General features: G+C 71.4%; 19 protein-coding genes. 14 read left to right on the top strand and 5 right to left on the bottom strand.

Features of this window, described 5'->3' with window-relative positions:
* Positions 1 to 60: 60 nt before the first annotated feature.
* Together AB0J80_RS13860 and AB0J80_RS13855 are read left to right on the top strand one after the other, a co-directional pair.
* Positions 61 to 594: a GNAT family N-acetyltransferase gene (locus AB0J80_RS13860; protein ID WP_364704522.1), complete on the top strand. Its 534-nt coding sequence runs from the start codon at positions 61 to 63 to the stop codon at positions 592 to 594.
* A 6-nt stretch (positions 595 to 600) separates the two neighbouring features.
* On the top strand, positions 601 to 957 hold the full coding sequence (locus tag AB0J80_RS13855) for a VOC family protein (RefSeq protein WP_364704520.1): 357 nt from the start codon (positions 601 to 603) through the stop codon (positions 955 to 957).
* On the opposite strand, the gene AB0J80_RS13850 is transcribed toward AB0J80_RS13855, so the two are convergent.
* Positions 954 to 2,447 (bottom strand): MFS transporter, encoded by a 1,494-nt coding sequence (locus tag AB0J80_RS13850; RefSeq protein WP_364704519.1) that lies wholly within the window; start codon positions 2,445 to 2,447, stop codon positions 954 to 956. The two genes, AB0J80_RS13855 and AB0J80_RS13850, sit on opposite strands and share 4 nt — an antisense overlap.
* Positions 2,448 to 3,021: 574 nt before the next feature.
* Complete coding sequence (locus AB0J80_RS13845) at positions 3,022 to 3,150, bottom strand: hypothetical protein (protein WP_364704518.1); 129 nt, start codon at positions 3,148 to 3,150, stop codon at positions 3,022 to 3,024.
* Positions 3,151 to 3,240: 90 nt separating this feature from the next.
* Here AB0J80_RS13845 and AB0J80_RS13840 point away from each other — a divergent pair, with 90 nt between their 5' ends.
* The 3 genes from AB0J80_RS13840 to AB0J80_RS13830 are packed head-to-tail and all read left to right on the top strand — an operon-like array spanning position 3,241 to position 4,903.
* Entirely contained in the window at positions 3,241 to 3,558 is a 318-nt protein-coding gene (locus AB0J80_RS13840; RefSeq protein ID WP_364704517.1) for a hypothetical protein, read from the top strand.
* Positions 3,555 to 4,139, top strand: coding sequence for an RNA polymerase sigma factor (locus tag AB0J80_RS13835; protein ID WP_364704516.1), 585 nt, complete (start codon positions 3,555 to 3,557; stop codon positions 4,137 to 4,139). The genes AB0J80_RS13840 and AB0J80_RS13835 overlap by 4 nt, the downstream gene beginning before the upstream one ends.
* Positions 4,136 to 4,903 (top strand): hypothetical protein, encoded by a 768-nt coding sequence (locus AB0J80_RS13830; RefSeq protein ID WP_364704514.1) that lies wholly within the window; start codon positions 4,136 to 4,138, stop codon positions 4,901 to 4,903. The genes AB0J80_RS13835 and AB0J80_RS13830 overlap by 4 nt, the downstream gene beginning before the upstream one ends.
* Before the next feature lie 109 nt (positions 4,904 to 5,012).
* On the opposite strand, the gene AB0J80_RS13825 is transcribed toward AB0J80_RS13830, so the two are convergent.
* Complete coding sequence (locus tag AB0J80_RS13825) at positions 5,013 to 9,563, bottom strand: ATP-dependent helicase (RefSeq protein ID WP_364704513.1); 4,551 nt, start codon at positions 9,561 to 9,563, stop codon at positions 5,013 to 5,015.
* A 224-nt stretch (positions 9,564 to 9,787) separates the two neighbouring features.
* Between AB0J80_RS13825 and AB0J80_RS13820 the strand changes: the two genes are divergently transcribed.
* The 7 genes from AB0J80_RS13820 to AB0J80_RS13790 all read left to right on the top strand — a co-directional run bounded on the left by AB0J80_RS13820 (position 9,788) and on the right by AB0J80_RS13790 (position 17,876).
* Positions 9,788 to 10,612, top strand: coding sequence for a DUF4397 domain-containing protein (locus AB0J80_RS13820; RefSeq protein WP_364704511.1), 825 nt, complete (start codon positions 9,788 to 9,790; stop codon positions 10,610 to 10,612).
* On the top strand, positions 10,609 to 11,268 hold the full coding sequence (locus AB0J80_RS13815) for a class F sortase (RefSeq protein ID WP_364704510.1): 660 nt from the start codon (positions 10,609 to 10,611) through the stop codon (positions 11,266 to 11,268). Before AB0J80_RS13820 ends, AB0J80_RS13815 begins: the two co-directional genes overlap by 4 nt.
* 62 nt (positions 11,269 to 11,330) lie before the next feature.
* Positions 11,331 to 13,019: a protein kinase gene (locus AB0J80_RS13810; protein ID WP_364704509.1), complete on the top strand. Its 1,689-nt coding sequence runs from the start codon at positions 11,331 to 11,333 to the stop codon at positions 13,017 to 13,019.
* 107 nt (positions 13,020 to 13,126) lie between these two features.
* Complete coding sequence (locus tag AB0J80_RS13805) at positions 13,127 to 14,632, top strand: M28 family peptidase (protein WP_364704508.1); 1,506 nt, start codon at positions 13,127 to 13,129, stop codon at positions 14,630 to 14,632.
* Positions 14,633 to 14,717: 85 nt separating this feature from the next.
* Entirely contained in the window at positions 14,718 to 16,013 is a 1,296-nt protein-coding gene (locus tag AB0J80_RS13800) for a hemolysin family protein (protein WP_364704506.1), read from the top strand.
* Positions 16,010 to 17,065 carry a hemolysin family protein gene (locus AB0J80_RS13795; protein ID WP_364704505.1) on the top strand — a complete coding sequence of 352 codons (1,056 nt, stop codon included), beginning with the start codon at positions 16,010 to 16,012 and terminating at the stop codon, positions 17,063 to 17,065. Before AB0J80_RS13800 ends, AB0J80_RS13795 begins: the two co-directional genes overlap by 4 nt.
* 13 nt (positions 17,066 to 17,078) lie before the next feature.
* The gene (locus tag AB0J80_RS13790; RefSeq protein ID WP_364704503.1) at positions 17,079 to 17,876 is read left to right on the top strand and encodes a sporulation protein; all 798 of its coding nucleotides are present in this window, start codon (positions 17,079 to 17,081) and stop codon (positions 17,874 to 17,876) included.
* A gap of 424 nt (positions 17,877 to 18,300) precedes the next feature.
* Here the strand turns inward: AB0J80_RS13790 and AB0J80_RS13785 are convergent, their stop codons facing one another.
* Both AB0J80_RS13785 and AB0J80_RS13780 read right to left on the bottom strand, forming a co-directional pair.
* Complete coding sequence (locus AB0J80_RS13785; RefSeq protein WP_364704501.1) at positions 18,301 to 19,107, bottom strand: LysE family transporter; 807 nt, start codon at positions 19,105 to 19,107, stop codon at positions 18,301 to 18,303.
* Positions 19,108 to 19,452: 345 nt separating this feature from the next.
* A complete protein-coding gene (locus tag AB0J80_RS13780; RefSeq protein ID WP_364704500.1) occupies positions 19,453 to 20,691 on the bottom strand; it encodes a bifunctional pyridoxamine 5'-phosphate oxidase family protein/GNAT family N-acetyltransferase in 1,239 nt (412 codons plus the stop codon).
* 46 nt (positions 20,692 to 20,737) lie between these two features.
* Between AB0J80_RS13780 and AB0J80_RS13775 the strand changes: the two genes are divergently transcribed.
* Together AB0J80_RS13775 and AB0J80_RS13770 are read left to right on the top strand one after the other, a co-directional pair.
* On the top strand, positions 20,738 to 22,084 hold the full coding sequence (locus AB0J80_RS13775) for an aminotransferase class I/II-fold pyridoxal phosphate-dependent enzyme (protein ID WP_364704499.1): 1,347 nt from the start codon (positions 20,738 to 20,740) through the stop codon (positions 22,082 to 22,084).
* Positions 22,085 to 22,157: 73 nt separating this feature from the next.
* A partial coding sequence (locus AB0J80_RS13770) for a uracil-DNA glycosylase family protein (RefSeq protein ID WP_364704497.1) occupies positions 22,158 to 22,546 on the top strand: 389 nt, incomplete at its 3' end.

Below are 22,546 nucleotides of genomic sequence, written 5' to 3'. Positions count from 1 at the left end.
ACGCGGCCGGTATGTGTCGCGTTGGTGGGCTTGCCGCGCTAGATCGTAAAGTCGCAAACCGTGGAGATTGTCACCGCACGCCTCGCTTTGCGCCGACCGGTCCGATCCGACATCGACGCGATCTTCGCGATCCACTCGGACCCGGACTGCTGCCGCCACAACCCGTCGGACCTGCTCGCGAGCCGTGCGGACGCCGAGGACCTCTTCGCGAAATGGGACCAGCACTGGCGGCGGCACGGTTTCGGCTACTGGGTGGTCCGTCATCCGGAACAGTCCGGCACCACGCTCGGCTTCTGCGGTCTCAAGATCGTCCGGTTCCGGGACCGGGAGGTGCTCAACCTCTTCTACCGCTTCGACCCGTCGGTGTGGGGCGACGGGCTCGGCACGGAAGCCGCCACCGCCGTGGTCGGCTGGGCCGGCGAGCACCTGGCCGACTGGCCGATCCTGGCCCGCGTGCGACCCGGGAACGTCGCCTCCCAGCGGGTCGCCCTCCGGGCGGGACTGAGCCGCCGCGAAGAGCTGGACGAACCCGGCGAGGACGGCCCGGACTGGATGTACACGCTGCGCTGGCCGTCGACTTCTGACCTACGCTGACCCGTCATGGTGTCGTTCATCCGCAACGTGTCGTTCGACTGCGCCGATCCGTACGCCCTGGCGCTGTTCTGGAGTGACGTGGTCGGCCACCCCGTCCACCCGGAGTGCGCCCCGGGCGACGAGGAGGTCGTCATCGAACCGCCGGGTGGGCCACGCTTGTTCTTCCAGGCGGTGCCGGAGGAGAAGACGGTGAAGAACCGGGTGCACGTGTGCCTGCAGCCGGGCGACCGGGACCGGGACGCGGAAGTGGACCGCCTCCTCGGCCTCGGCGCGACCATGATGGACGATCGTCGCTCGCCCGACGGTGCCGGCTGGGCGGTGTTGCGGGACCCGGCCGGCAACGAGTTCTGTGTGACCCGCTAGGAGTCCACGATGCCGTATCGGGCCATGACCGCGGCGCGGCGGCGACGGTTGACGGTCCGCACCCGGCGGGCGATGAAGAAGACGTCGACCAGCGTCCACACGCCGAGCCCGCCGAAGGTGAAGAGCATGGCCATCGACCGGGCGGTGTCACCGAGGTAGAAGCGGTGGCCGCCGAGAATGCCGACCACGCACCACAGCCCGTACGCCACCCGCACGTCCTTCTTGACGGCGTCGTACTCCGCCTCGGCGCGCAGCATCCGGATCTTCTGCCACTTCGGGAGTTCGGTCTGCCCCGCGCTCATCGGCGAACCATAGCTCGTGCCCGCGAGGAGGAGCGCTGACAGCGCCGCGAACACGGCCGCACCGACGAAGACCAGACCCGGTGACCCGTGCGCCAACGACCAACCGAACACCGTGCCGGCGGCAACGGGCACCACGGCCTCCGCTACGGCGCTCATCCCGGTCAATGCGCCCTGCACGGTGCCCTGCTCGTCGGCTCCGACGGTGCGAGAGACCCACGACTGCGCCGCCGTGCCGCCGATCGCGCCCAGCACGCCGACCGCCTGGAGGACATGGAGCATCCAGGGCGCCGACACGAACGCCGTGCCCGTGAGCGCCGCGACGCCGAGCACGCCGCCGGTCACCGCGGCACGCTTGGCGCCGAGCCGGCGGACGATCGGATCGACGGCCCGGGCCTGCACGAGCGCGCCGGCGAGCGCGGCCGCCGCCATCACCACGCCGATGTGGGCGGTGCTCCAGGCGAACCGGTAGGTGAGGAAGAACGCCCACGTCGACTGGTGGGTCATGCGGGCGACGTCGGAGCAGAAGCGGGCCCAGGCGAGCGGCCCGAGCACCGGCCGGCGCAGCACCGCCGCGACCGCGCCGAACGGGTTCGCCACCCGCGAGGCGAGCGGGGTCGTCCGGTCGCCCGGCCGTGACTCGGGCAGCAGGAACCAGCCGTACGCGACGTTGGCGAACGACAGCGCGGCGGCGGCGAAGAAGGGCAGGCGTACGTCGACGCCGCCGAGCAGGCCACCGATGGCGGGGCCGGCGACGAAGCCGAGCCCGAACGCGGACCCGATCAGCCCGTACGCGCGAGCCCGCGCCCCGGGCTCGGTGACGTCAGCGATGTACGCGTTGACCACCGTGCCCGTTCCCGCGCACGCGCCGGCGAGAGCATGGAACACCAGGAGGATCCACGGACTGGGGGAGACCGCGTGGGCCAGCCAGTCCACACCGAGGCAGCCCAGCGAGGCGAGCAGCACGGGCCGTCGGCCGTACCGGTCGGACAGACACCCGAGCAGGGGGGCGATGGCGAACTGCAGCATGCCGTAGACCGAGCCGAGCAGCCCGGACCAGAGGACGGCGTCGCGGGCGCTCCCGGCGACGGCGGTCATGAGCGCGGGCACGATCGGCACGATCAGGCCGAGCCCGAGCATGTCGAGGAAGACGGTGACGAGGAGGAAGGAGAGGGCGGACGCCCGGCGCATGACGGCTCCTGAGACTCGAGAGGGCAGGGCCCCCTCGCGCCTCACGGTCCGCCGGAGATACGGAGGATCAGACTATCGATGCCGTCAAACGGTTTCAGCCGGGCAGGCGCAGGCGCCTGGGCGTGGCCCGGAAGCCCGCCGCCGTCAGGGGGTCCCGCAGCGGCGAGGAGAGCACCGACTCTCCGTCCGCCCGCTCCACCGACGTCGGTCCCGACGCGCCCGACCGGACCGCGGCCGGGCGCGACCGGTTGACCGCCCCTACTCGGCGGGCGATGAAGAGAACGTTGAGCAGGGCCTACAGGCCAAGGCCGCCGAAGGTGAACAGCATGGCGATCGACCGGGCGGTGTAGCCAAAGGCAAAAGCGGCGACCGCCCAGGACGCCGACGACACCACAGCCTGTACGCCACACGGACGTCTCTCTTCACGGCGTCGTACTCCGCCTCGGCGCGCGCAGAATCCGGATCAGTTCCACTTCGGAAGCTCGGCCTGCGGTGCACCCATCGGCGCAGCGATAACCGCCCCCCATTCGGAGGACTACCTGACCGCGGCGGCGAGTACCCGGGAGATCGACACCTACGGCACCTCGGCCCGCAACCAGCTCTGCTGGGCGTCATGGTGGGTAGGACCGTAGATGGGTGTGAGCACCGCACCTGCGGCGAAGTCCAGACCTGGGATCCCGTACGCCAGGGACCAACTGGACACGGCGCCCCGTCTCCCTGCCGCCGCTTGGGAAGCTGTAAAAATCTTGCCGGAGGAACCCCCGCCATTTACAAGATCGCGGGAAGTAGTGGCATGACGGTCCCCAACACCGAGCTCTTCCACAAGGTCTTCATGGCGCTGCCGAGCGCTCAGGCAATTTGGGCCTTCGGCGTCCTCATGACCCTCTCGATGATTTACCGGCTCCTTGCTGAATGGCAACGCCGCATCACCGTCGACCACATCTTCGCTCACGCCCCAGGAGGCAGCGTGATTTTCCAGGACAAGAGCATGGCGGGGCCCGCCATGTCGATCTGGGTCGGCGCCGGCCCCTACCCACCTCCGACCACGGTCCACCTCGTCGTCCACGATCTTCGCACCCAGCGGGAGCTGCTCCGGGGCGGTGACCGGTGAGCAGCACCTCGGGCGAGCAACGTCAGCAGATCCATGAGCTGTTCGAGCAGCATGCCGAACACATGCGCAATGTCGCGCTGGCGGGTACGAACAAGGACGACCAGCTGGCGTGGGCGGCCGTCCAGGAGACGTTCCACGACGCGTGGAAAAGGCGGAGCTCGTTCCTGAGTCTCAGCGCCGAGCACCAGCGGCGATGGCTCTTCAGAGTCCTCCACCGAAAAGTGGCGAACACCTTCAGCCGCGGCGCCGGCAGGTTCGAGAGGCCGGCCGACGACACTGACCTCGAGCTTGCCGGGGGCAAACCTAGGCCGGCGGCTTCCCTTCGGGGTGTTCTATTGAGAGAACTTCTCATTCAGAGTTGGGCGGTGATCGCGGAGATGCCGCCGAGGCGCCGGAAGATCTTCTTCCTGCGTGCCGACGAGTGGACGATCACCGAGATCGCCGAGGAACTGAGTATTGACGAGTCGACGGTCCGAGAGCACGTTCGAGCGGGCCTGAAGCAGCTCACCGCGAAGGTCGGCCCGGCGCGGGAGATCTTCATCGACCTGGAGGACGGCGACGAGAACGGGACAGAACGATGAGCGACGAACAGCATGAAACCCCTCAGCCCGTTGACCGGATTTCCCTCACCGAGCTCTACCAGGCGCTGCCGGACTACCTGGCGGAGACGGCGGAGCGGTTCGACGTCGAAGCCGGTCTTGCGGAACTGGACGCCTGGATCGACGAACACGAAGCGCGCGCCGCGCAGGACGAGGCGGCACCGGGCGACACGGAACCTGCGCGGACACCTGACGGTCTCCTCCCCGCACCTGCGGAAGCGCATATCCTTCAAGCGGCGCGGGAGCTTTCTCCCGAACTGGCCGCTCAGTGGCTACACCTGCAAGAGCGTCACATGGCCCTTCAAGAAAGGCGCCTGGAACTCGAAGCTACCGCTCTTCGTCACAATCTCGAACAGCAAGCGCTGACCATGGCTCATGAACGGGAACTTGCGCTACGGCACGCTGCGAGCGTCGAAGAACAGCAAGCACTCAGCTACGAGCTGCGGGTGACAGGTCGGCACAAGCTGGGACAGGCGATCGCGGTTGCGTCCACCTCACTCGTGTGGCTCATCGGGTTCAGCTTGTCCATCCTGCGCGGGAGCGGCACGACAACCTTGATCCTGGGCCTCGGTTTCATCACGGTGGTCGCCTCCTACTTCGCGATGGTTCAGATCGCTATCAAAGCGGCGACAGGTGAGGGCGATTACCGCCGCAGGCGCGACGCTGAACGCGTTCTCCGCATCCTTCTCTTTAGGGAGGCGAGACTGAAGCGCCCGGACGACCGGGTCGATGATCGCGTGATTTAGCGAGATCCAAGGGTCGACGCTGTCACGCTGCACTCCGCGCGGCGCGACAGCGTCGTCGTGCACGCCAAAACGCGTCATGACCATCAGATAGTTGGTTTGCAAAGGGTTCTCAGCCGCGCAGGCGCAGCCCCCGAGGTGTGGCCCGGAAGCCCGCCGCCGTCAGGGCGTCGCGCAACGGTGAGGAGTGCACCGACTCCCCGTCCGCCCGCTCCACCGACATCGGTCCCAGGGCGCCCGACCGGACCGAGGCCGCCAGGGCCTGGCCCGCAGCCGCGAGCGCCTCGGTGTCGTCGGTGAAGGACAGGAGGGTGCGGCCGCCGCGTTCGACGTACAGGACGAGGTCACCGCCGACCAGGACCACGAGGGCTCCCGCCTTGCGACCCGCGCGGTGGCCCGCGGCCGGGACCGTCTCGCCGTTGCCGCTGTCGACGACGCGGTCCGGCCAGGGCAAAGCCGCGCCGTACGGGTTGGCCGGGTCGGTGGCGGCCAGGACCACCGCCGTGGTGCCGGCGCGCTTGGTCAGCTCGGCCGGCTCGGACAGGGCCCGGAGCCGGTCGACCGCGCCCGGGACGGCGAACTGCGCGGCGCCGAGTCCCTCGACGAAGTAGCCGCGGCGGGCCGCTCCGCGTTCCTCGAGGGCGCCGAGGACCGGATACACCGCCGCGAAGCCGCCCGTGACACCCTCGGCCATCACCGCGCCGCGGGTGACGACGCCGTGGCGTTCGAGCAGGAGGTCGGCGAGGGCCGCGGCGCGGCGGGTCGGGTCGAGGTCGCGGTCCGGGAGGCGGGACCAGCGACCCGCCATGGCCGGTGGGCCGCTGCGGGACGGCATGGTGGGCCGTCCGGGGCGGCGGAAGCGGGTGCGGGCCGGGGCGGCTTTGGCGCGGTGGGCGCCGCTGCCGCCGAGGAGCGCCCGCAGCGGTGCGAGCGTGTCGTTGGTGAGGTGGCCCGCCCAGACGAGGTCCCACACCGCGGCGGCGAGGGCGGTGTCGTCCGTGGACCCGACGCGGTCGGAGAGCGAACGGAAGAACAGCGCCTGGCCCTCGCCGAGGGCGTCGAGGATCGCCTGGTGCAGCGGGGTGAGCGCCAGCTCCTCGTCCGGGGGCGGGAGCAGCAGCGGGGCACTGTCCGCGTAGGCCAGGGTGACCCAGCCGTCGCCGCCCGCGATGCTGCCCGAGCCGGCCCAGAGCACCTCGCCGCCGGCGCAGAGCTCGTCGAGCTGCGGGGGTGCGTAGTCGGCGACGCGGGCCGGCAGGATCAGGCGCTCCCACGCGGAGGCGGGCGCCGCGACGCCCTGCAGCTGCTCGATCGCGGCGGCCAGCGCGTCGACGCCGCGGGCGTTCCCGCCGATCTGGTGCCAGCGGGGCAGGAATGCGGCCAGCACCCGCGGTGCCACCGGCTCGATCTCGCGGCGCAGCGCGGCCAGGGAACGCCGGCGCAGCAGCCGCAGCACCTCGGCGTCACACCATTCGCTGCCGGCGCCGCCGGGGGAGAACTCGCCGGACACCACCCGGCCGGTCGCGCTGAGCCGTTTGAGGGCCTGCTCGACGACGAAGACGCCGAGGCCGAACCGGGCCGCGCAGGTCGCCGCCGCGAACGGGCCGTGGGTGCGGGCCCACCGGGCGACGAGGTCGCCGAGCGGATCGGCGACCGGCTCGAGGTAGGCCTCGGCGACCCCGACCGGCAGGGCGACACCGAGCGCGTCGCGGTAGCGGCCCGCGTCCTCCACACCGATCCAGCGGTCCTGGCCGGCGATGCGCACGCGGATGGCGCGGCGCGACGCCGCCAGCTCGTCGAGCCAGGCGAGGTCGACCGAGCGGGCCGTGAGCTCCTCCGGCGCCAGGTCGCCGAGCAGGCGCAGCAGCTCGGCCGCGTCCTCGGCATCGCGCGGGGTGCGCTGGGTGGTCAGCCACTGCAGCTGGCTCTCGCTCTCGGCGACCACCGCCGGGTCGAGCAGCTCGCGCAGGTCCACCCGGCCGAGCAGCTCGCCGAGCAGCGTCGAGTCGAGAGCCAGGGCCGCGGCGCGGCGCTCGGCCAGCGGCGCGTCGCCCTCGTAGAGGAACGCGCCCACGTATCCGAAGAGCAGCGAGCGGGCGAACGGCGACGGGCGCGGGGTCTCGGCCTCCACGAGGCGCACCTTGCGGCCCGCGATCTCGCGCATCAGCCCGACGAGGCCGGGCACGTCGAACACGTCCTGCAGGCACTCGCGGGCCGCCTCCAGCGTCACCGGGAAGTCGGCGAACTCGCGGGCCACGTCGAGAAGCTGGGCCGAGCGCTGCCGCTGCTGCCACAGCGGCTGGCGGCGGCGCGGGTCGCGGCGGGGCAGCAGCAGCGACCGGGCGGCGCACTCGCGGAAGCGGGACGCGAACAGCGCCGACGTGCCGACCGACTCCTCGACCAGCTGGGCGATCTCCTCCGGGTCGAACGCCACCAGATCGGCGCCCGGCGGCTCCTCGGCGGTGTCGGGCAGACGCACCACGATGCCGTCGTCCGAGGGCATGACCTGGCCGTCCACGCCGTACCGCTCGCCGAGCCGGCGGCCGATGGCCAGGGCCCAGGGCGCGTTGACCCGGGCGCCCAGGACGCAGTGCACCGTCATGCGCCAGTCGCCCAGCTCGTCGCGGAAGCGCTCGACCACGACGGTGCGGTCGTCGGGCAGGTTGCGGGTCGACTCCCGCTGCTCGCGCAGATAGGCCACGAGGTTGTTCGCCGCCCACTCGTCGAGGCCGGAGTCGCGCAGCGAGGCGGTGGCCTCGTCGTCGTCGGCGCGGGTCAGCGCCCGCAACCGGGCCCCGATGGCGCGGCCCAGCTCCACCGGGCGTCCCAGGGCGTCGCCCTTCCAGAACGGCATGCGCGCGGGCGCTCCGGGGGCGGGGGAGACGAGCACGCGGTCCGGGGTGATGTCCTCGATCCGCCACGACGTCGACCCGAGCAGGAACACGTCGCCGACGCGCGACTCGTAGACCATCTCCTCGTCGAGCTCGCCGACGCGCGACGCGCGCTCCGAGCCGGCCAGGAAGACGCCGAACATGCCGCGGTCGGGGATGGTGCCGCCGCTGGTGACGGCCAGGCGCTGGGCGCCCGGGCGGCCGGTGAGCCGGTCGGTGGTCCGGTCCCAGACCAGCCGGGGGCGCAGCTCGGCGAAGGCGGTGGACGGGTAGCGCCCGGAGAGCATGTCCAGCACCGCGTGCAGGGCCGAGTCGGGCAGCTCGGCATAGGGCGCGGCGCGGCGGACGAGAGCGGCGAGCTCGTCGACGTGCCACTCGTCCAGCGCCACCATGGCGACGACCTGCTGGGCGAGGACGTCGAGCGGGTTGCGGGGATAGCGCAGCTCCTCGATCGCGCCCTCGCCCATGCGCTCGGCGACGACGGCGCACGAGACGAGGTCGCCGCGATGCTTCGGGAAGACCACGCCGCGGGAGATCGCGCCGACCTGGTGCCCGGCCCGGCCGATGCGCTGCAGGCCGGCGGAGACCGACGGCGGCGCCTCGATCTGCACCACCAGGTCGACCGCGCCCATGTCGATGCCCAGCTCGAGGCTGGAGGTGGCGACCACGGCCGGCAGCTGCCCCGACTTGAGCGCCTCCTCGATCTGCTTGCGCTCCTCGCGCGACACGCTGCCGTGGTGGGCGCGGGCGACGACGGGGGGCGCCCCGCCCGCCTCACCGGACTGGGCCATGACCTGCGCCGGCGGCCGTGGCGCCGGCGTCAGCTCCCCGCCGGCCCGTTCCAGGGCCAGCTCGTTGATCCGCGCGCAGAGGCGCTCGGCGCCGCGCCGCGAGTTGGTGAAGACGATCGTCGAGCGGTGCTCCTGGATGAGGTCGAGCACCCGCTCCTCGACCGCCGGCCAGATGGACGGCGAGTGGCGCCCCGCGCCGGGATCGTCCGCGTCGGTGTCGGGCACCTCGTCGAGGCGGGTCATGTCCTCGACCGGGACCTGGACGGTGACCTCGATGGTCTTGGCGCTGCGGGGCTGCACGATCTGGACGTCCTGGGCCCCGCCGAGGAAACGGGCGGTGTCCTCGATGGGCCGCACGGTCGCGGACAGGCCGACGCGCTGGGCGGGTCGCCCGAGCAGGGCGTCGAGGCGTTCCAGCGACAGCGCCAGGTGGGCGCCGCGCTTGGTGGCGGCCACGGCGTGGACCTCGTCGATGATCACCGTCTCGACGCCGCGCAACGACTCGCGGGCGGCGGAGGTCAGGATGAGGAAGAGCGACTCGGGCGTGGTGATCAGGATGTCCGGCGGCGTGCGCGCGAAGCTGCGGCGCTCGTCGGCCGGCGTGTCCCCGGTGCGCATGCCGACGGTGATGTCCGGCGGCGGCACGCCGAGCCGGCCCGACGCCTGCCGGATGCCCGTCAGCGGGGCCCGCAGGTTGCGTTCGACGTCGACGGCCAGCGCCTTGAGCGGGCTGACGTAGAGGACGCGGCAGCGGTGCTTCGGGTCCTCGGGCGCGGGCTCGTGGGCGAGCCGGTCGAGCGACCACAGGAACGCCGCCAGGGTCTTGCCGGAGCCGGTCGGAGCGACCACGAGGGCATTGCGGCGTGCCCCGATGGCCGCCCATGCCCCCGCCTGGGCGGCGGTGGGCGCGGCGAAGGCGGCCTTGAACCACTCCCGGGTGGCGAGGCCGAACTGCTCCAGCACGTCTGACACGCCTCTCATGGTGCCCCGGGGGTGTGACAGAAATGCGCGACGTCGAGGACATCCATCGGCGCCGCTGCTTCGAATCGGGGATGCGCACCAGGCAGGCACGACGGGCATCAATCGGACGCCGGGTCACAGTCCGGGCGCCCGACCGGCGGAGAGGCCCGGCCGGATGGACCATGGTGCGCGTCTGGTGACGGAGAGCACATTGAGGCCGGACGCTGAGACCGAACGGAGGCTCCGTGGTGAAGCGCATCGCTGCCGCACTCGTCATGCTCGCCGCTTTCCTGGCACCGGCGACGCCCGCGGCGGCTGCCGGAGCCGGATACGTCCGCCTGGCGCATCTCTCGCCGGACACGCCGGCGGTCGATGTGTACCTCAAGGGCGGCACCGTCAAGCAGCAGCGGTTCGACGGCGTCGCGTACGGCGCCATGTCGGACTATCTGCGGCTGCCGGCGGGGACCTACTCGGTGGCGATGCGCAAGGCGGGTGCCGCCGCGAGCACGCCGCCGGTGCTCACCACGCAGGTCACGGTCGAGGACGGCGCCGCGTACACGGTGGCCGGTGTGGGCCGTTACGCCGACCTGGGCCTGCGCGTGCTCAAGGACGACCTGCGGCTGCCCGGCCGGGACGAGTCGAAGATCAGGATCATTCAGGCTTCGGTACGCGCACCCGTGCTCGACGTGGGCGGCGCCAACGGCAGGTCCATCGCCGACGGCGTAGCGTTCGCCACCACCACCGCGTACCGCGAGGTCAACCCGGGCAAGTGGACGGTGAAGGTGCAGCCCTCCGGTGGGGGCAGGGCCAGCGACCTGCCGTGCACGCTCGGCGCGGGCAACGTCTATTCCCTGCTCGTGCTCGACGACAAGAACGGCGGCCTCAAGCCGGAGCTCCACATCGACGCGGCGCGTCAGGGCGGCGTCCCGCAGGGCGGAGTGGCCACGGGCGCCGGTGGCACCCGGCCGGGCTCGCCCCTGCCGATGGCATTGCTGCTGGCAGGCGTCTCGGCCGTGCTCGCCGGTGGCGTGGTGGTGGTGCTCAGGCGGCGCCCGCGGACGGTGCGATGACGGTACGGCGTGCACTCCTGCCCGTGGCCGTCGCCGTGCTGACCGGATTCGTCGTCGCGGCCGGCTACCTGATCGTGCGCGAGCCGCGTCCCGCTGCCGAGCTGGGGCGGCGGGGCGACACCACTCCTGATTCAGTCGCGCCTGCTGTGCGCGTACCGTCGAACTGGCCGGAACCGGAAGGCCTGCCGGACCCTTTCCGGACCGCGAAGCCGCAGCTGAGCGGCCCACCGACCCGCCTGCGGGTCGCGGCCTTGGGCATCGACACGGCGCTGGAGACGCTGCATCTCGGTGCGGACGGCGAACTGGTGCCCCCGAAGGGCGACGAGCGCGCCGGTTGGTACGCCGACGGCACCGTGCCCGGCGACGTCGGCCCGGCGGTGCTGGCCGGACACGTCGACTCCAGGAGCGGGCCGGCCGTCTTCTACCGGTTGCGGGAGCTCGACGTCGGCGACCGGATCGAGGTGGACCGCGGCGGTGCGAAGGTCATGTTCACCGTCACCGGGACGGCCTGGTATCCGAAGAGGGACTTCCCGACCGACCGTGTCTACGGCCCGACGCCGGATCGGCAACTGCGGCTCATCACGTGCGGGGGAGTCTTCGACCGCAGCCTGCGGTCATACCGGGACAATCTAGTGGTGTACGCGGTGGCCGGGTGATCGAGGTTCCCGACGTCCGTACGCCGCGACTATCCTGAATACGAAGCGACGGGTGGGAGCCGATGGCGGTCAGGCGGATGCTCATCGCCGGTCGGTATCGTCTCCACGAGCCGGTCGGTGCCGGAGGTATGGGCCGGGTCTGGCTGGCGCGCGACGAGATGCTCGACCGTGACGTCGCGGTCAAGGAGTTCGTCCCGCCGGACTGGATGACCGGCGACGAGAAGGCCCGGCTGCGCACCCGGACGCTGCGCGAGGCCCGCAGCGCGGCCCGGCTCAACCACCCGCACGTGGTCAAGATCTACGACGTCGTGCACGCGGAGGATCTGCCGTGGATCGTGATGGAGTACGTGCCGTCGCGCTCCCTGCACCAGGTGATCGGCGAGGACGGACCCTATCCGCCGCTGGCGGCCGCCCGTATCGGCCTCGACGTGCTGGAGGCGATCACCGCCGCGCACCGCGCCGGCGTGCTGCACCGCGACGTCAAGCCGCACAACGTCCTCATCGGCACCGACGGCCGGGTGGTGCTCACCGACTTCGGCCTGGCGACGTTCGTCGACGACGGCTCGGTGACCGGACCCGGCCTGGTCGTCGGCTCCCCGCAGTACGTCTCACCCGAACGAGCCCGCGACGGTGCGTCCACCGTGGAGTCGGACCTGTGGTCGTTCGGCGCGACCCTGTACGCCGCCGTCGAGGGCCGCTCGCCGTTCGCCCGGGAGAGCGCGATGGCGACCCTGATGGCGCTCGCGACCGAGGAGCCGGATCCGCCGACCCGGGCCGGCCCGCTCGGCCCGGTGCTGATGGGCCTGCTGCGGCGCGAGCCGGTGGAGCGCCTCACCGGCGAGGAGGTGCGGGAGCGGCTGCGCGCCGTGCTCGCCCCGGAGGACACGGTCACGCTTGCTCCCGTCGTACCGTCGCCGAGGAGGTCTCCCGACGCCGAGGCCGCGCCGCTGCAGCGGGCCGCGACGCTTGCCGCTGCGCGGGTGGAGACGCATCCCAGCGCACCGCTGATTCCGGCGCAGCGAACCCGCCCGCCGGAGGTGCCGGTCCGCTCCCGGTCGCGGGTGCTCGTCGCGAGCGTGGCAGCGGCGGCGGTGCTCGGCGCGGGCGGCGTGGTCGCGGGCCTGGTCCTGCGCGACGACGACCCGGTCGCACCGCCCAGCGCGACCGGCACCACCCTGCCCGAGAGCACGTCCCGCTCCGGCGTCGGCGGCAGCGCGGGCGGCTTCAGCCCGGTCAACTGCCTGAGCCCGGCCACGCCCGGACTGCCCAGGACCCCGCAGTCCGGAGCGGAGAAGCTGCGCAACGGCTGGGCGCTCTACCAGGGCTGGTCCTACTTCACCCAGGACGACTTCCACATCGCGGTGCCGGACGGCTGGACCTACGAGCGGATCGGCACCACGCTCTGCTTCCGCGACCCGGACAACCTGCGGGTGCTGAGCGTCGACCCGGAACGCAACGCCAAGGGTGACCCGGTCAAAGCCTGCCGCGCCGAGGTCACCCGGCTCAAGGCGGCCGGTGACCTGCCGGCTTATCAGCAGTACGCCCTCAGAAAGGTGCCGTCGCTCACCCGCGCCGCCGACTGGGAGTACGCGTACGACGGCCCGACCGGCGTCCGCATGCACGCGATGACCCGCTGGATCGCCTCGGACGGCCGGGGCTACGCGTTCGGTCTGATGACCCGCGACCTCGACTGGCCGGCAAACTTCGCGACCTGGGGGATGATCGTCAGCACCTTCTACACCGACGCTTAGCGATATGGGCCAGACGGTATGAGTTCATAGACCGTGACCTCTGCAATGCTCGGCGTGGCCGCCGCCACACCCTCGGCGACGGCGACCCGAGCCCGCGGAGGACTCCTGTGAGAGCACTACCCCTGATCGGCGCGACGGCCCTGCTGGTCACCGTCGCCGCGGCCCCGGCGCAGGCCGCCGCCGTGGCGCCCCCGGACATCCCGCTCGCGAACGTCAAGAACCACCTGGCGCAGCTGCAGTCGATCGCCACGGCCAACGGCGGCAACCGCGCCCACGGCCGCCCCGGCTACCTCGCATCGGTCACCTACGTGAAGGGCCTGCTCGACGCCGCCGGCTTCCAGACCCAGCAGCAGTCCTTCACGTACGGCGGAGCCACCGGCTACAACCTCATCGCCGACTGGCCGGGCGGCGACACCAACGACACGCTGATGGTCGGCGCGCACCTCGACAGCGTCACGGCGGGTCCGGGCATCAACGACAACGGCTCCGGCTCCGCCGCCAACCTCGAGGTCGCCCTCGCCGTGGCCCGCAGCGGCTTCCAGCCCAGCCGCCACCTGCGGTTCGGCTGGTGGGGTGCCGAGGAGCTGGGGCTGCGCGGCTCGACCGCGTACGTGAACTCGCTGAGCTCCGCGCAGAAGGCCGCCATCACCGGTTACCTGAACTTCGACATGGTGGGCTCGCCGAACCCCGGTTACTTCCTCTACGACGGCGACAACTCCGACGGCACCGGCTCGGGCCCCGGGCCCGCGGGCTCGGCGGAGATCGAGGACACGTTGGAGGCGTACTTCACGTCGATCGGCGTACCGACCCGCGGCACCGACTTCGACGGCCGCAGCGACTACGGCCCGTTCATCGCGGCCGGCATCCCGGCGGGCGGCATCTTCACCGGCGCCGAGGGCCGCAAGACCGCCGCGCAGGTCCAGCTCTGGGGCGGTACGCAGGCCGCGTTCGACGCCTGCTACCACCGCTCCTGCGACACGAGTGCCAACATCAACGACACCGCGCTGGACCGGAACTCGGACGCCATCGCGTACGCGGTCTGGACGCTGGCCGCCGGCACGGTGACACCGCCCGGCCCGTCGGTGTTCGCCGACGACTTCGAGACCGCCAAGGGCTGGACCACCAACGCCGCGGGCACAGACACCGCCACGACCGGAGCCTGGGAGCGGGGAGATCCCGCCGCAACCTCGTCCGGCGTCGCCACCCAGCTCGGCACCACGGTCAACGGCACCAACGACCTGGTGACCGGCGCCTCCGCGGGCTCCAGCGCGGGTGCGAACGACGTCGACGGCGGCACCACGACGATCCGCTCACCCGCGATCACCCTGCCGAGCGGCGCATCGTCACTGTCCTTCTCCTGGTACCTGGCGCACCTGAACAACGCCACGAGCGCCGACTACTTCCGCGTGCAGGTGATTTCCGGCACCAGCGCCACCACGGTCTTCAGCCAGGCCGGCGCTGCCGCCGACCGGGCCGCCTCGTGGCAGAAGGCGACCGTCAGCCTCGCCGCGTACGCAGGTCAGACCATCCGCCTGCAGGTGGAGGCCGCCGACGCGGGCACCGCCAGCCTGGTCGAGGCGGCCGTCGACGACATCGTGATCACCCAGTCCTGAGGTTCCGCCGGGCTGTTACCCTTTTTCTGATGAGTGGCAGTATGAGGCCGGGCAATGCCCGGCCTTCCCGGTTCCCGGCCCCGCCATGTTGATCCTGGTGGGCCTTCTGCTGGTCGTCGTCGTGACGGCCGTGACGGGTTACTTCGTCGCCCAGGAGTTCGGCTACGTCGCCGTCGACCGCAGCCGCCTGCGTCAGCAGGCCGAGCAGGGCGACAAGGCCGCCGGCCGAGCCCTCGCCGTCACCGAGCGTCTCTCGTTCGTGCTGTCCGGCGCCCAGCTCGGCATCACCGTCACCGCCCTGATCGTCGGCTATGTGGCCGAGCCGTTCCTCGGCGAGGGCCTGGCCGGCCTGCTCGGCGTGGCGGGCGTGCCGGCGGCCGTCAGCATGCCGGTCGCCATCGTGCTGGCCCTGGTCATCGCGACGGTCGTGCAGATGGTCCTGGGCGAGCTCGCCCCCAAGAACCTGGCGATCGCCCGCGCCGAAGGGATCGCCAAGGCGCTGAGCCGCTCGACCCTGCTGTACCTGAAGGTGTTCGGCCCGGTCATCAAGCTCTTCGACGCGGCCGCGGCCAAGCTCCTGCGCCGCGTCGGCATCGAGCCGATCGAGGAGCTGCCGGAGGGCGCGACCGAGGAGGACCTCGAGCAGATCATCGCCGAGTCGCGCGCCGAGGGTCACCTGGACCCGGAGCTCTCCGCCCTGCTCGACCGCGGCCTCGACTTCCGCCGCCGGACGGCCTCCGAGGTGATGGTGCCCCGCGTGGACGTCCACACCGTGCAGGCCTCCGACCCGGCATCGCAGGTCGTGCACCTCCTGCGCACGGGCCGGTCCCGCTTCCCGGTCCGATCCGGTACGGGCGTGGACGAGATCATCGGCATCGTCGGGATAGCGGACATCCTCGCCGTCCCCCCGGCCGACCGCGCCACCACCCCGATCTCGGCCCTCGCCGTGCCGCCCCTGCTCGTGCCCGCCTCGCTGCGCCTGCCCACGGTCCTCGACCGCCTCCGCGCCGGCCACCGCCAGCTCGCCTGCGTCGTCGACGAGTACGGCGGCTTCGCGGGCATCATCACCCTCGAGGACATCGCGGAGGAGCTCGTCGGCCCCATCCGCGACGAGGACGACCTCCCGGAGCCCGCCCCGGCCCGCCAGGACGACGGCTCCTGGATCGTCCCGGCCCGCTGGCGCATCGACGAGGTGGCCGACGCCACCGGCGTCGACCTCCCGGAAGGCACGGACTACGACACCATCTCCGGCCTGGTGATGTCCCACCTCGGCCGGGTCCCGCAGGTCGGCGACTCGGTGTCGCTCGACTCCGGAGCGGACCTCGCGGTGCTCTCCGTGGACCGCCACGTCCCCGAGTCGGTCCGGATCGTGGTCTCATGAGCACCACCTGGGCCGTCATCTGCTCCCTGCTGCTGCTGATCGGCAACGGCTTCTTCGTGGCCGCCGAGTTCGCCCTGGTGGCCAGCAAGCGCTACCGCCTCGAACACGCCGCGTCGGAAGGCAGCCGCGCCGCCCGCGCCGCCCTCGACGGCAGCCGCGAACTGTCCCTGATGCTGGCCGGCGCCCAGCTCGGCATCACCCTGTGCTCGCTCGGCCTCGGCGCGCTCGCCGAACCCGCCATCGAACACCTGCTCCACCCCGCGCTGCACGCCGCCGGCCTCCCGGACGTCCCCAGCGCGGCCGTCGCCCTCCTGGTGGCGCTCGTCGTCGTGACCTTCCTGCACCTGGTCATCGGCGAGATGATGCCGAAGAGCTGGGCGATCACCGACCCGGAACGCTCGGCGACCCTGCTGGCCCTGCCGTTCCGAGGCTTCGTCCGGCTGGCCCGCCCGGCGCTGCTCGGCCTCAACGCCCTGGCGAACCTGGCGCTCAAGCCGTTCGGCGTGCACCCGCAGGACCAGCTCGCGCAGGCGCACGGCCCTGAGGAGATGAACATCCTGCTCGAGAGGTCACGGGCGGAAGGTCTCATCGGAGCCGAGCAGACCGAGCTGCTGACCAGCATGCTGAAGCTGCAGGAGATGAAGGTCCGCGACCTGCTGATCCCGGACGAGCAGCTCGTCACGGTCGCCCCGGACTCGTCGGCGGCAGAGGTGGAGGAAGCCTCCCTGCGCAGCGGACGGTCACGGCTCGCGGTGGTCGCACCCCCGGGCGAGGTGGTCGGCGTCGTCCACGTCCGCGAAGCCGTACGCGCCACGACCACCGGAATCCCGGCGACAGCCGAGGACCTGATGGACCCCCCGTTCGTCCTCGACGCCGGCACGACGGTCACGGACGCGGTGACGGCGATGCGAGCGGCCCGCGCGCAGCTCGCCATGGTCACCCGTCGCGGGGAAAGAGTGGGCTTCGTGGCCCTCGAAGATCTGCTGGAGCAGGTCATCGGCGAGTTCGACGACGAGACTGATCCCGTACCGGTAGGCAGGCGCATGCGCTGAGAGGGGTGCGGGGATGGTCTTCGAAAAGGTGCTGCGCGCCTTCGGCGTAGGCGGCCCGACCGTCGACACGGCCCTCGCCACCCCCGACGCGTACCCGGGCGGCGAGCTCCTGGGAGCGGTCCGCCTCACCGGCGGGGACTACGACGTGGCGGTCGAAACCCTCGCGGTGGGCCTCGTGACACGCGTCGAGGCCGAGGACGGCGACGCCCTCATCGAGTTCCACCGCGCGTGGGTCGCCGCGGGTTTCACCCTCGCGGCCGGGCAGCACCAGGACATCCCGTTCAGCATCACGCTGCCGTGGGAGACGCCCCTGACCCACGCGTACGGGAAAAAGCTCAGCGGAATGTCCCTGGGCCTGCGCACTGAGCTGACGGTGGAGAAGGCGGTCGACAACGGCGACGTGAATGTGGTGTGCGTGCATCCGCTGCCCGCGCAGGAGGCGGTGCTGGACGCCGTCCACCGCCTCGGCTTCACCTTCCGGCACGCCGACGTCGAACGAGGAGCGATCTACGGGGTACGCCAGGAGCTGCCGTTCTACCAGGAGATCGCCTTCGTCCCGCCGCGCGGTGTCGGGATGGATGAGATGGAGCTGACCTTCGTGACGGATGCGGAGGGGGTGGAGGTGATTCTCGAGCTGGAGAAGCACGGCGGGCTGCTGCACCGGGCGGAGGACAGGTACGCCAGCTTTCGGGTCGGGCACCTCGAGGTGGCGGCGAGGGATTGGGAGGCGGAGGTACGGCGGGCGATCGGCGAGGCGTTGCCGGCGGGGGCGCCCGGGTTGCCGGAGGCCGGGGGAATGCACGCGGGGTAGGGGGAGTCGGGCGTTCGCGCCCGCCGGTGTCATGGCCTGTGCCGGGCGGCCGCCGTGTGATGGCCTGTGCTGGGCGGCCGCCGTGTCACGACCTGTGCCACGCGGCTGTCGCGGCCCCGTCTCCGCAGTCTGCGTCTGCGCGTCGGGTGTCCAGCGTTTGCGGCGTTGGCCAGGTGGTCGAGCTCGAAGAGCTCGGCCACGCGGTCCTGGATCTTCAGCGTTTAGGCCCGCCGTGTCTGCGCCGGTGCCTGCCGCGTCCGGATTTGCGTCTGCCGTGTCTGGTCTCCAACGTTTGTAACTGCTGTGTGTGCGCGAGTTTGGTGACTGCCCCGCGTAGTGAGGCGGGTCAACGACCAGTCAAGGTCGTCAGCGCCAGCGTGCAGCCTGTGTTCGACGCACTCTGGGGCGGGCAGCCCCATCGCGCTCAGCCGGCACTAGCGGTAGCGAGCTTGATCCCGAAGCCGACGAACAGCATCCCGATCCCCGTGGAAGCGGCAGCCGACAGCCGGCGCCGCCGCCGGAACTGCCCGGCCAGGAACTGCCCCCCGAAGATCAGCCCACTCAGGTACAGCGCGCTGAAGAACTGCAGCACCGCACCGAGCACGAGGAAAGAGAAGGCGGGATGCGCGTACCCCGGGTCGACGAACTGAATGAAGAACGAGACGACGAAGAGGATCGCCTTGGGGTTGAGCAGGCTGACGATCACTGCCCGCCGGAACGGCCTCTGTGTTCCGGGGGTCTTGCCGGACTGAGCCCCGGCGGGCGGGGTGGCCTGGTTGGCTGCGGCGACTCCGTCGGCCGCGGGCCTGTTGGTTGGGTGGGCCGGGGTGGCCTGGCTGGCTACGGCAGCTCCGTCGGCCGCAGGCCTCGTGACCGCAGGGTCCGCGCCCCTGGCCGCCGCGTCGGTCCGGCCGGTGGCCGTGCCCCGGGCTCGCACCATTCGCCAGGCACTTCTGATGATGCCCACGCCCACCCAGGCGAGATAGGCGCCACCGGCGTACTTCACGACCATGAAGATCGGCGGGTATGTCTTCAGCAGTGAAGCAACCCCCGCCGCGGCGAGAACCATGAGAACGGTGTCGCCCACGAACACCCCGCAAGCGGCGCGATACCCGGCCCGCACGCCACGCTGGGCGGCAACGGAGATCACGAAGATCGAGTTCGGCCCGGGCAGCAGAACGATGGCCACGGTGCCCAACACGTACGTCCAGAATCCGGTGATACCCAGCACGCTCTAATCCTCGGTTCGCCGCGATCGGGTCAGCAGTGGTCCGCTCGGCCAATACGCTGTGGTCTTCCCCACGGAGCTGCCCAAGTCAGGCATCAGGTGTGCGGCGGGGTCTCGTGGATCGTGCCTCGCGTGGGGCGTCTCCTGCTCGTCGTGCCTCGCGCGGGGCGCGTTCTTCCTGTCGCGCCTCGCGTGGGACCCGTTCGCTCTGTCGCGCTTCGAGCAGGCCGCATTCTGCCTGTCGCGCTTCGCCCGAGGCCCGTTCCGCCGCAACCTCTGCCAGTCCGCCTGCTGTTCCGCTCGGCGCGCCTCGCCTCCCTCCGCGCTTCTCGCCGTCTGCTCGGCCCGTCAGGCAGCCGCCAGCCGGGTCCGCAGTCGCTCGCGGGCCCCCGGCCATTCGTCCGCCGTCATTGCGAACATCACCGAGTCCCGCCACGTCCCGTCCGGCCGTAGCCGATGCCGCCGGATCAACCCGTCTCGGCTGGCGCCCAGCCGGGCGATCGCCCGTTGCGACCTCTCGTTGCGGATGTCCGTGTACCAGAACACGCGCTCCGCCCCCAGCACCTCGAAGGCCCGTTCCAGCAGCAGCAGCTTCGCCTCCGTGTTGACGCCGGTGCGCCACCACCGGCGGCCGAGAATCGTGTGTCCGATGCCGAGTGAGGCTCGTTCCTCGTCCACGTCGTGATAGCTGGTCATTCCCATGACTTCGCCGGTGGCCGGGTCGCACTGTGCCCAGGCGACGCGCTCTCCTGCCCACTGCCCGCGCGCAGCGCTCTCGACGTGCTCGGCCATCTCTTCGCGGGTCCGTGGCTTCGGCGACGGCAGGAACTGCCAGACGTCGTCGTCCGCAAGCGCGTTCAGTAGTCCGTCGACGTGTCCGGGCGCGAGTGGCTCCAGCGCGACGTGCTGCCCGCGCATCGGCTCCGCCGTGGTCCACGGCGACGGGTGGCGGGCGAGGTAAGCCGGCGGGGGCGTGCTCACTCCGGCATCCGGCTGAGGCGGGCCGGCGATGCGTTGCAACGGGAGCACTCCCGCCCAGTGCGGCAGCGTGAGGTCTTCGGGATCGTCGGCCACTCCACCCGCGCGAGCCCGTACCGAAACCTCAGCCAACGGCAGTGCGAGAACGACGGTGCTGGCCAACTCCCGGGTTGTGGGTGGGCGGCTGTCGGCCGCCCGCCCCGCTCCTAGCTTCTCCACCAGGGCGGTCATCGCGGTGGCCTTCTCGCCGGTGTCCGTGACGGGGTGCGCGGTGCCGTGTGCCACCAGCGACCTGTAGTTGGCACTGTGATGGAACTGCGAGCGCGCGTAGACGAGCCCGTCCAACAGGGTCACGGACACGCAGACCCGGATGCCGTCGGCACGTGCCGTCAATCCGAGGCGGCCCCCGGTCGAGGCGTGCAGATATATCGTCTCGCCGACCCGAACGTGCAGCGTAGGCAGAACGCGGGGCTCCCCGTCGACCACGAATGCCACCGTGCAGTCGTACGCCTCGTCCAAGATCTTGTGCGCAGCGTCGCGTTCATAGTGCATCCGATCGCGGTAGCGGGTCGCCGTCGTCCGCGCCGTGGGCTGGTAGAGGTCGGTCACCGGTGCCTCCTTGCCAAAGCCATTGTACTAGTACAGAATCATCGCTGTGGCAGAACAATATCAGGTCAGTGGCTCGACCGCCGCTTCGATTTCGGCGAGCATCGAGGCGGGCGTCCGGCGGGGCGACTGGGTCTGGGGAGATGCGCTCCCGCCGATCCGGGTTCTCGCCGATGAGCTGCACGTCAGCCCGGCCACGGTCTCGAAGGCGTATCAGGACCTGCGCCAGCGAGGCATCGTGGAGACCTCCGGACGGCGTGGCACCAGGATCAGGCGGCGGCCTCCGGTCGCCGGCCCGCGTGCGGCGATGCGACTGCCCGTCCCCGACGGCGCGCTGGATCTCTCGTCCGGCGACCCTGACGTCCGCCTCTTGCCTGCTCTGGGTCCGCATCTTCGCGCACTGTCCGATGTGGTCGGCTCCCCTTTCGGGTACGCGGCAGCCGGCGCCATGCCCGAGCTCATCGACGTGGCCCGTGACCGCCTCGAAGCCGACGGCGTCCCAGTGGCCGACGCGGCCGTCACCGTCACCAACGGCGCCCTCGACGCCATCGAGCGCCTGCTCACGACGCATCTGCGGCCGGGCGATCCGGTCGCGATCGAAGACCCGGGCTGGGCCAATCTCCAGGACCTGCTCGCGGCGCTGGGCCTTATTGCAGTGCCGGTAGCTGTCGACGACGAGGGTCCGGTTCCCGACAGTCTGCTCAGCGCGCTCGCGGCCGGCGTGCGCGCCGTCATCATCACCGCCCGCGCCCAGAATCCCACGGGCGCCGCCGTGACAGCCGAGCGCGCCTCCGCGATCCGTAAGGCGTTGTCGCTCAGCCCGGAGGTGCTCCTGATCGAGGACGATCACGCCGCCGAGCTCGCCGGCGTACCGTTGCATTGCCTGAGCGGCGCAACCAGATCGTGGGCGTTCCTCCGGTCGGCTTCCAAGCCTTTCGGACCAGACCTGCGCGTCGCGGTGGTGGCGGGCGACGAGGCGACCATCGCCCGCGTGGAGGGCCGGATGCGGATCGGCACCGGCTGGGTCTCCACAGTGATGCAGCGTCTGCTTCTCCGACTCTGGCAGGAGAAGGCGGTCGCGGCGCAGATCGCTGACGCCGGCAAGAGCTACGACCGTCGGCGTCGCGCGCTGCACGACGCCCTGACCTCCCGGAGGGTCCAGGTCCACGGTCGGACCGGCATCAATCTATGGGTACGCACTCCTGACGAAACCCGTCTGGTGACCGCTCTCCGAGATGCGGGGTATGCGGTGGCTCCCGGCTCCCTGTTCCGCATGGACGCGCCACCGGGAGTACGGATCACTGTGAGCCCGCTCGACGACGACGCCATCGAGCCTCTGGCAGAGACCGTGGCCGCTGCCCTTCACCCGCCTGCCGTGAGCAGCCCGGGCCGATGACGCCGCCCCTGTTCCACCCCGTTCAGGGGATACCGCCGGGCGTGGACGGCTGGGCAGCGGGTAGAACGGTGACATGCCGAGGACCGAAGCTCCCATCGGGGCGCAGCATTTCGTTCCGCCGAACGCACACGAGCTCGACGAGCTCAAGTCCGCCGCTGCTCACTGCGAAGGCTGCGAGCTCTACCAGAACGCGACTCAGACGGTGTTCGGCCGCGGTGCCGCCGACGCCCGCGTCGTGTTCGTCGGTGAGCAGCCGGGCGACGTCGAGGACCAGAAAGGTCTGCCCTTCGTCGGCCCGGCCGGCCGGCTGTTGCGCGAGGCGGTGGACGACGCCGGCATGGATCCCGGCAACGTGTACATCACCAACGCGGTCACGTTGTTCCGACGTTGTTGGAAGGGTAGCGTACAGAACTATGCGACTGCTAGGTGCCATCCGGCTTTCTCGTCACCGGGGAGAGGGCG

This window comes from Actinoplanes sp. NPDC049548, from assembly GCF_040676695.1.
Lineage (GTDB): Bacteria > Actinomycetota > Actinomycetes > Mycobacteriales > Micromonosporaceae > Actinoplanes.
This window is presented reverse-complemented; position numbering and strand designations above follow the sequence as displayed.

What these genes read in the sequence shown, in the direction of transcription:
- AB0J80_RS13795 (WP_364704505.1), top strand. Translation starts at nt 16,010, where the DNA reads ATGAGCACCACCTGGGCCGTCATCTGCTCCCTGCTGCTGCTGATCGGC.
- AB0J80_RS13830 (WP_364704514.1), top strand. Translation starts at nt 4,136, where the DNA reads ATGAGCGACGAACAGCATGAAACCCCTCAGCCCGTTGACCGGATTTCC.
- AB0J80_RS13855 (WP_364704520.1), top strand. Translation starts at nt 601, where the DNA reads ATGGTGTCGTTCATCCGCAACGTGTCGTTCGACTGCGCCGATCCGTAC.
- AB0J80_RS13840 (WP_364704517.1), top strand. Translation starts at nt 3,241, where the DNA reads ATGACGGTCCCCAACACCGAGCTCTTCCACAAGGTCTTCATGGCGCTG.
- AB0J80_RS13790 (WP_364704503.1), top strand. Translation starts at nt 17,079, where the DNA reads ATGGTCTTCGAAAAGGTGCTGCGCGCCTTCGGCGTAGGCGGCCCGACC.
- AB0J80_RS13850 (WP_364704519.1), bottom strand. Translation starts at nt 2,447, where the DNA reads ATGCGCCGGGCGTCCGCCCTCTCCTTCCTCCTCGTCACCGTCTTCCTC.
- AB0J80_RS13810 (WP_364704509.1), top strand. Translation starts at nt 11,331, where the DNA reads ATGGCGGTCAGGCGGATGCTCATCGCCGGTCGGTATCGTCTCCACGAG.
- AB0J80_RS13800 (WP_364704506.1), top strand. Translation starts at nt 14,718, where the DNA reads ATGTTGATCCTGGTGGGCCTTCTGCTGGTCGTCGTCGTGACGGCCGTG.
- AB0J80_RS13825 (WP_364704513.1), bottom strand. Translation starts at nt 9,563, where the DNA reads ATGAGAGGCGTGTCAGACGTGCTGGAGCAGTTCGGCCTCGCCACCCGG.
- AB0J80_RS13815 (WP_364704510.1), top strand. Translation starts at nt 10,609, where the DNA reads ATGACGGTACGGCGTGCACTCCTGCCCGTGGCCGTCGCCGTGCTGACC.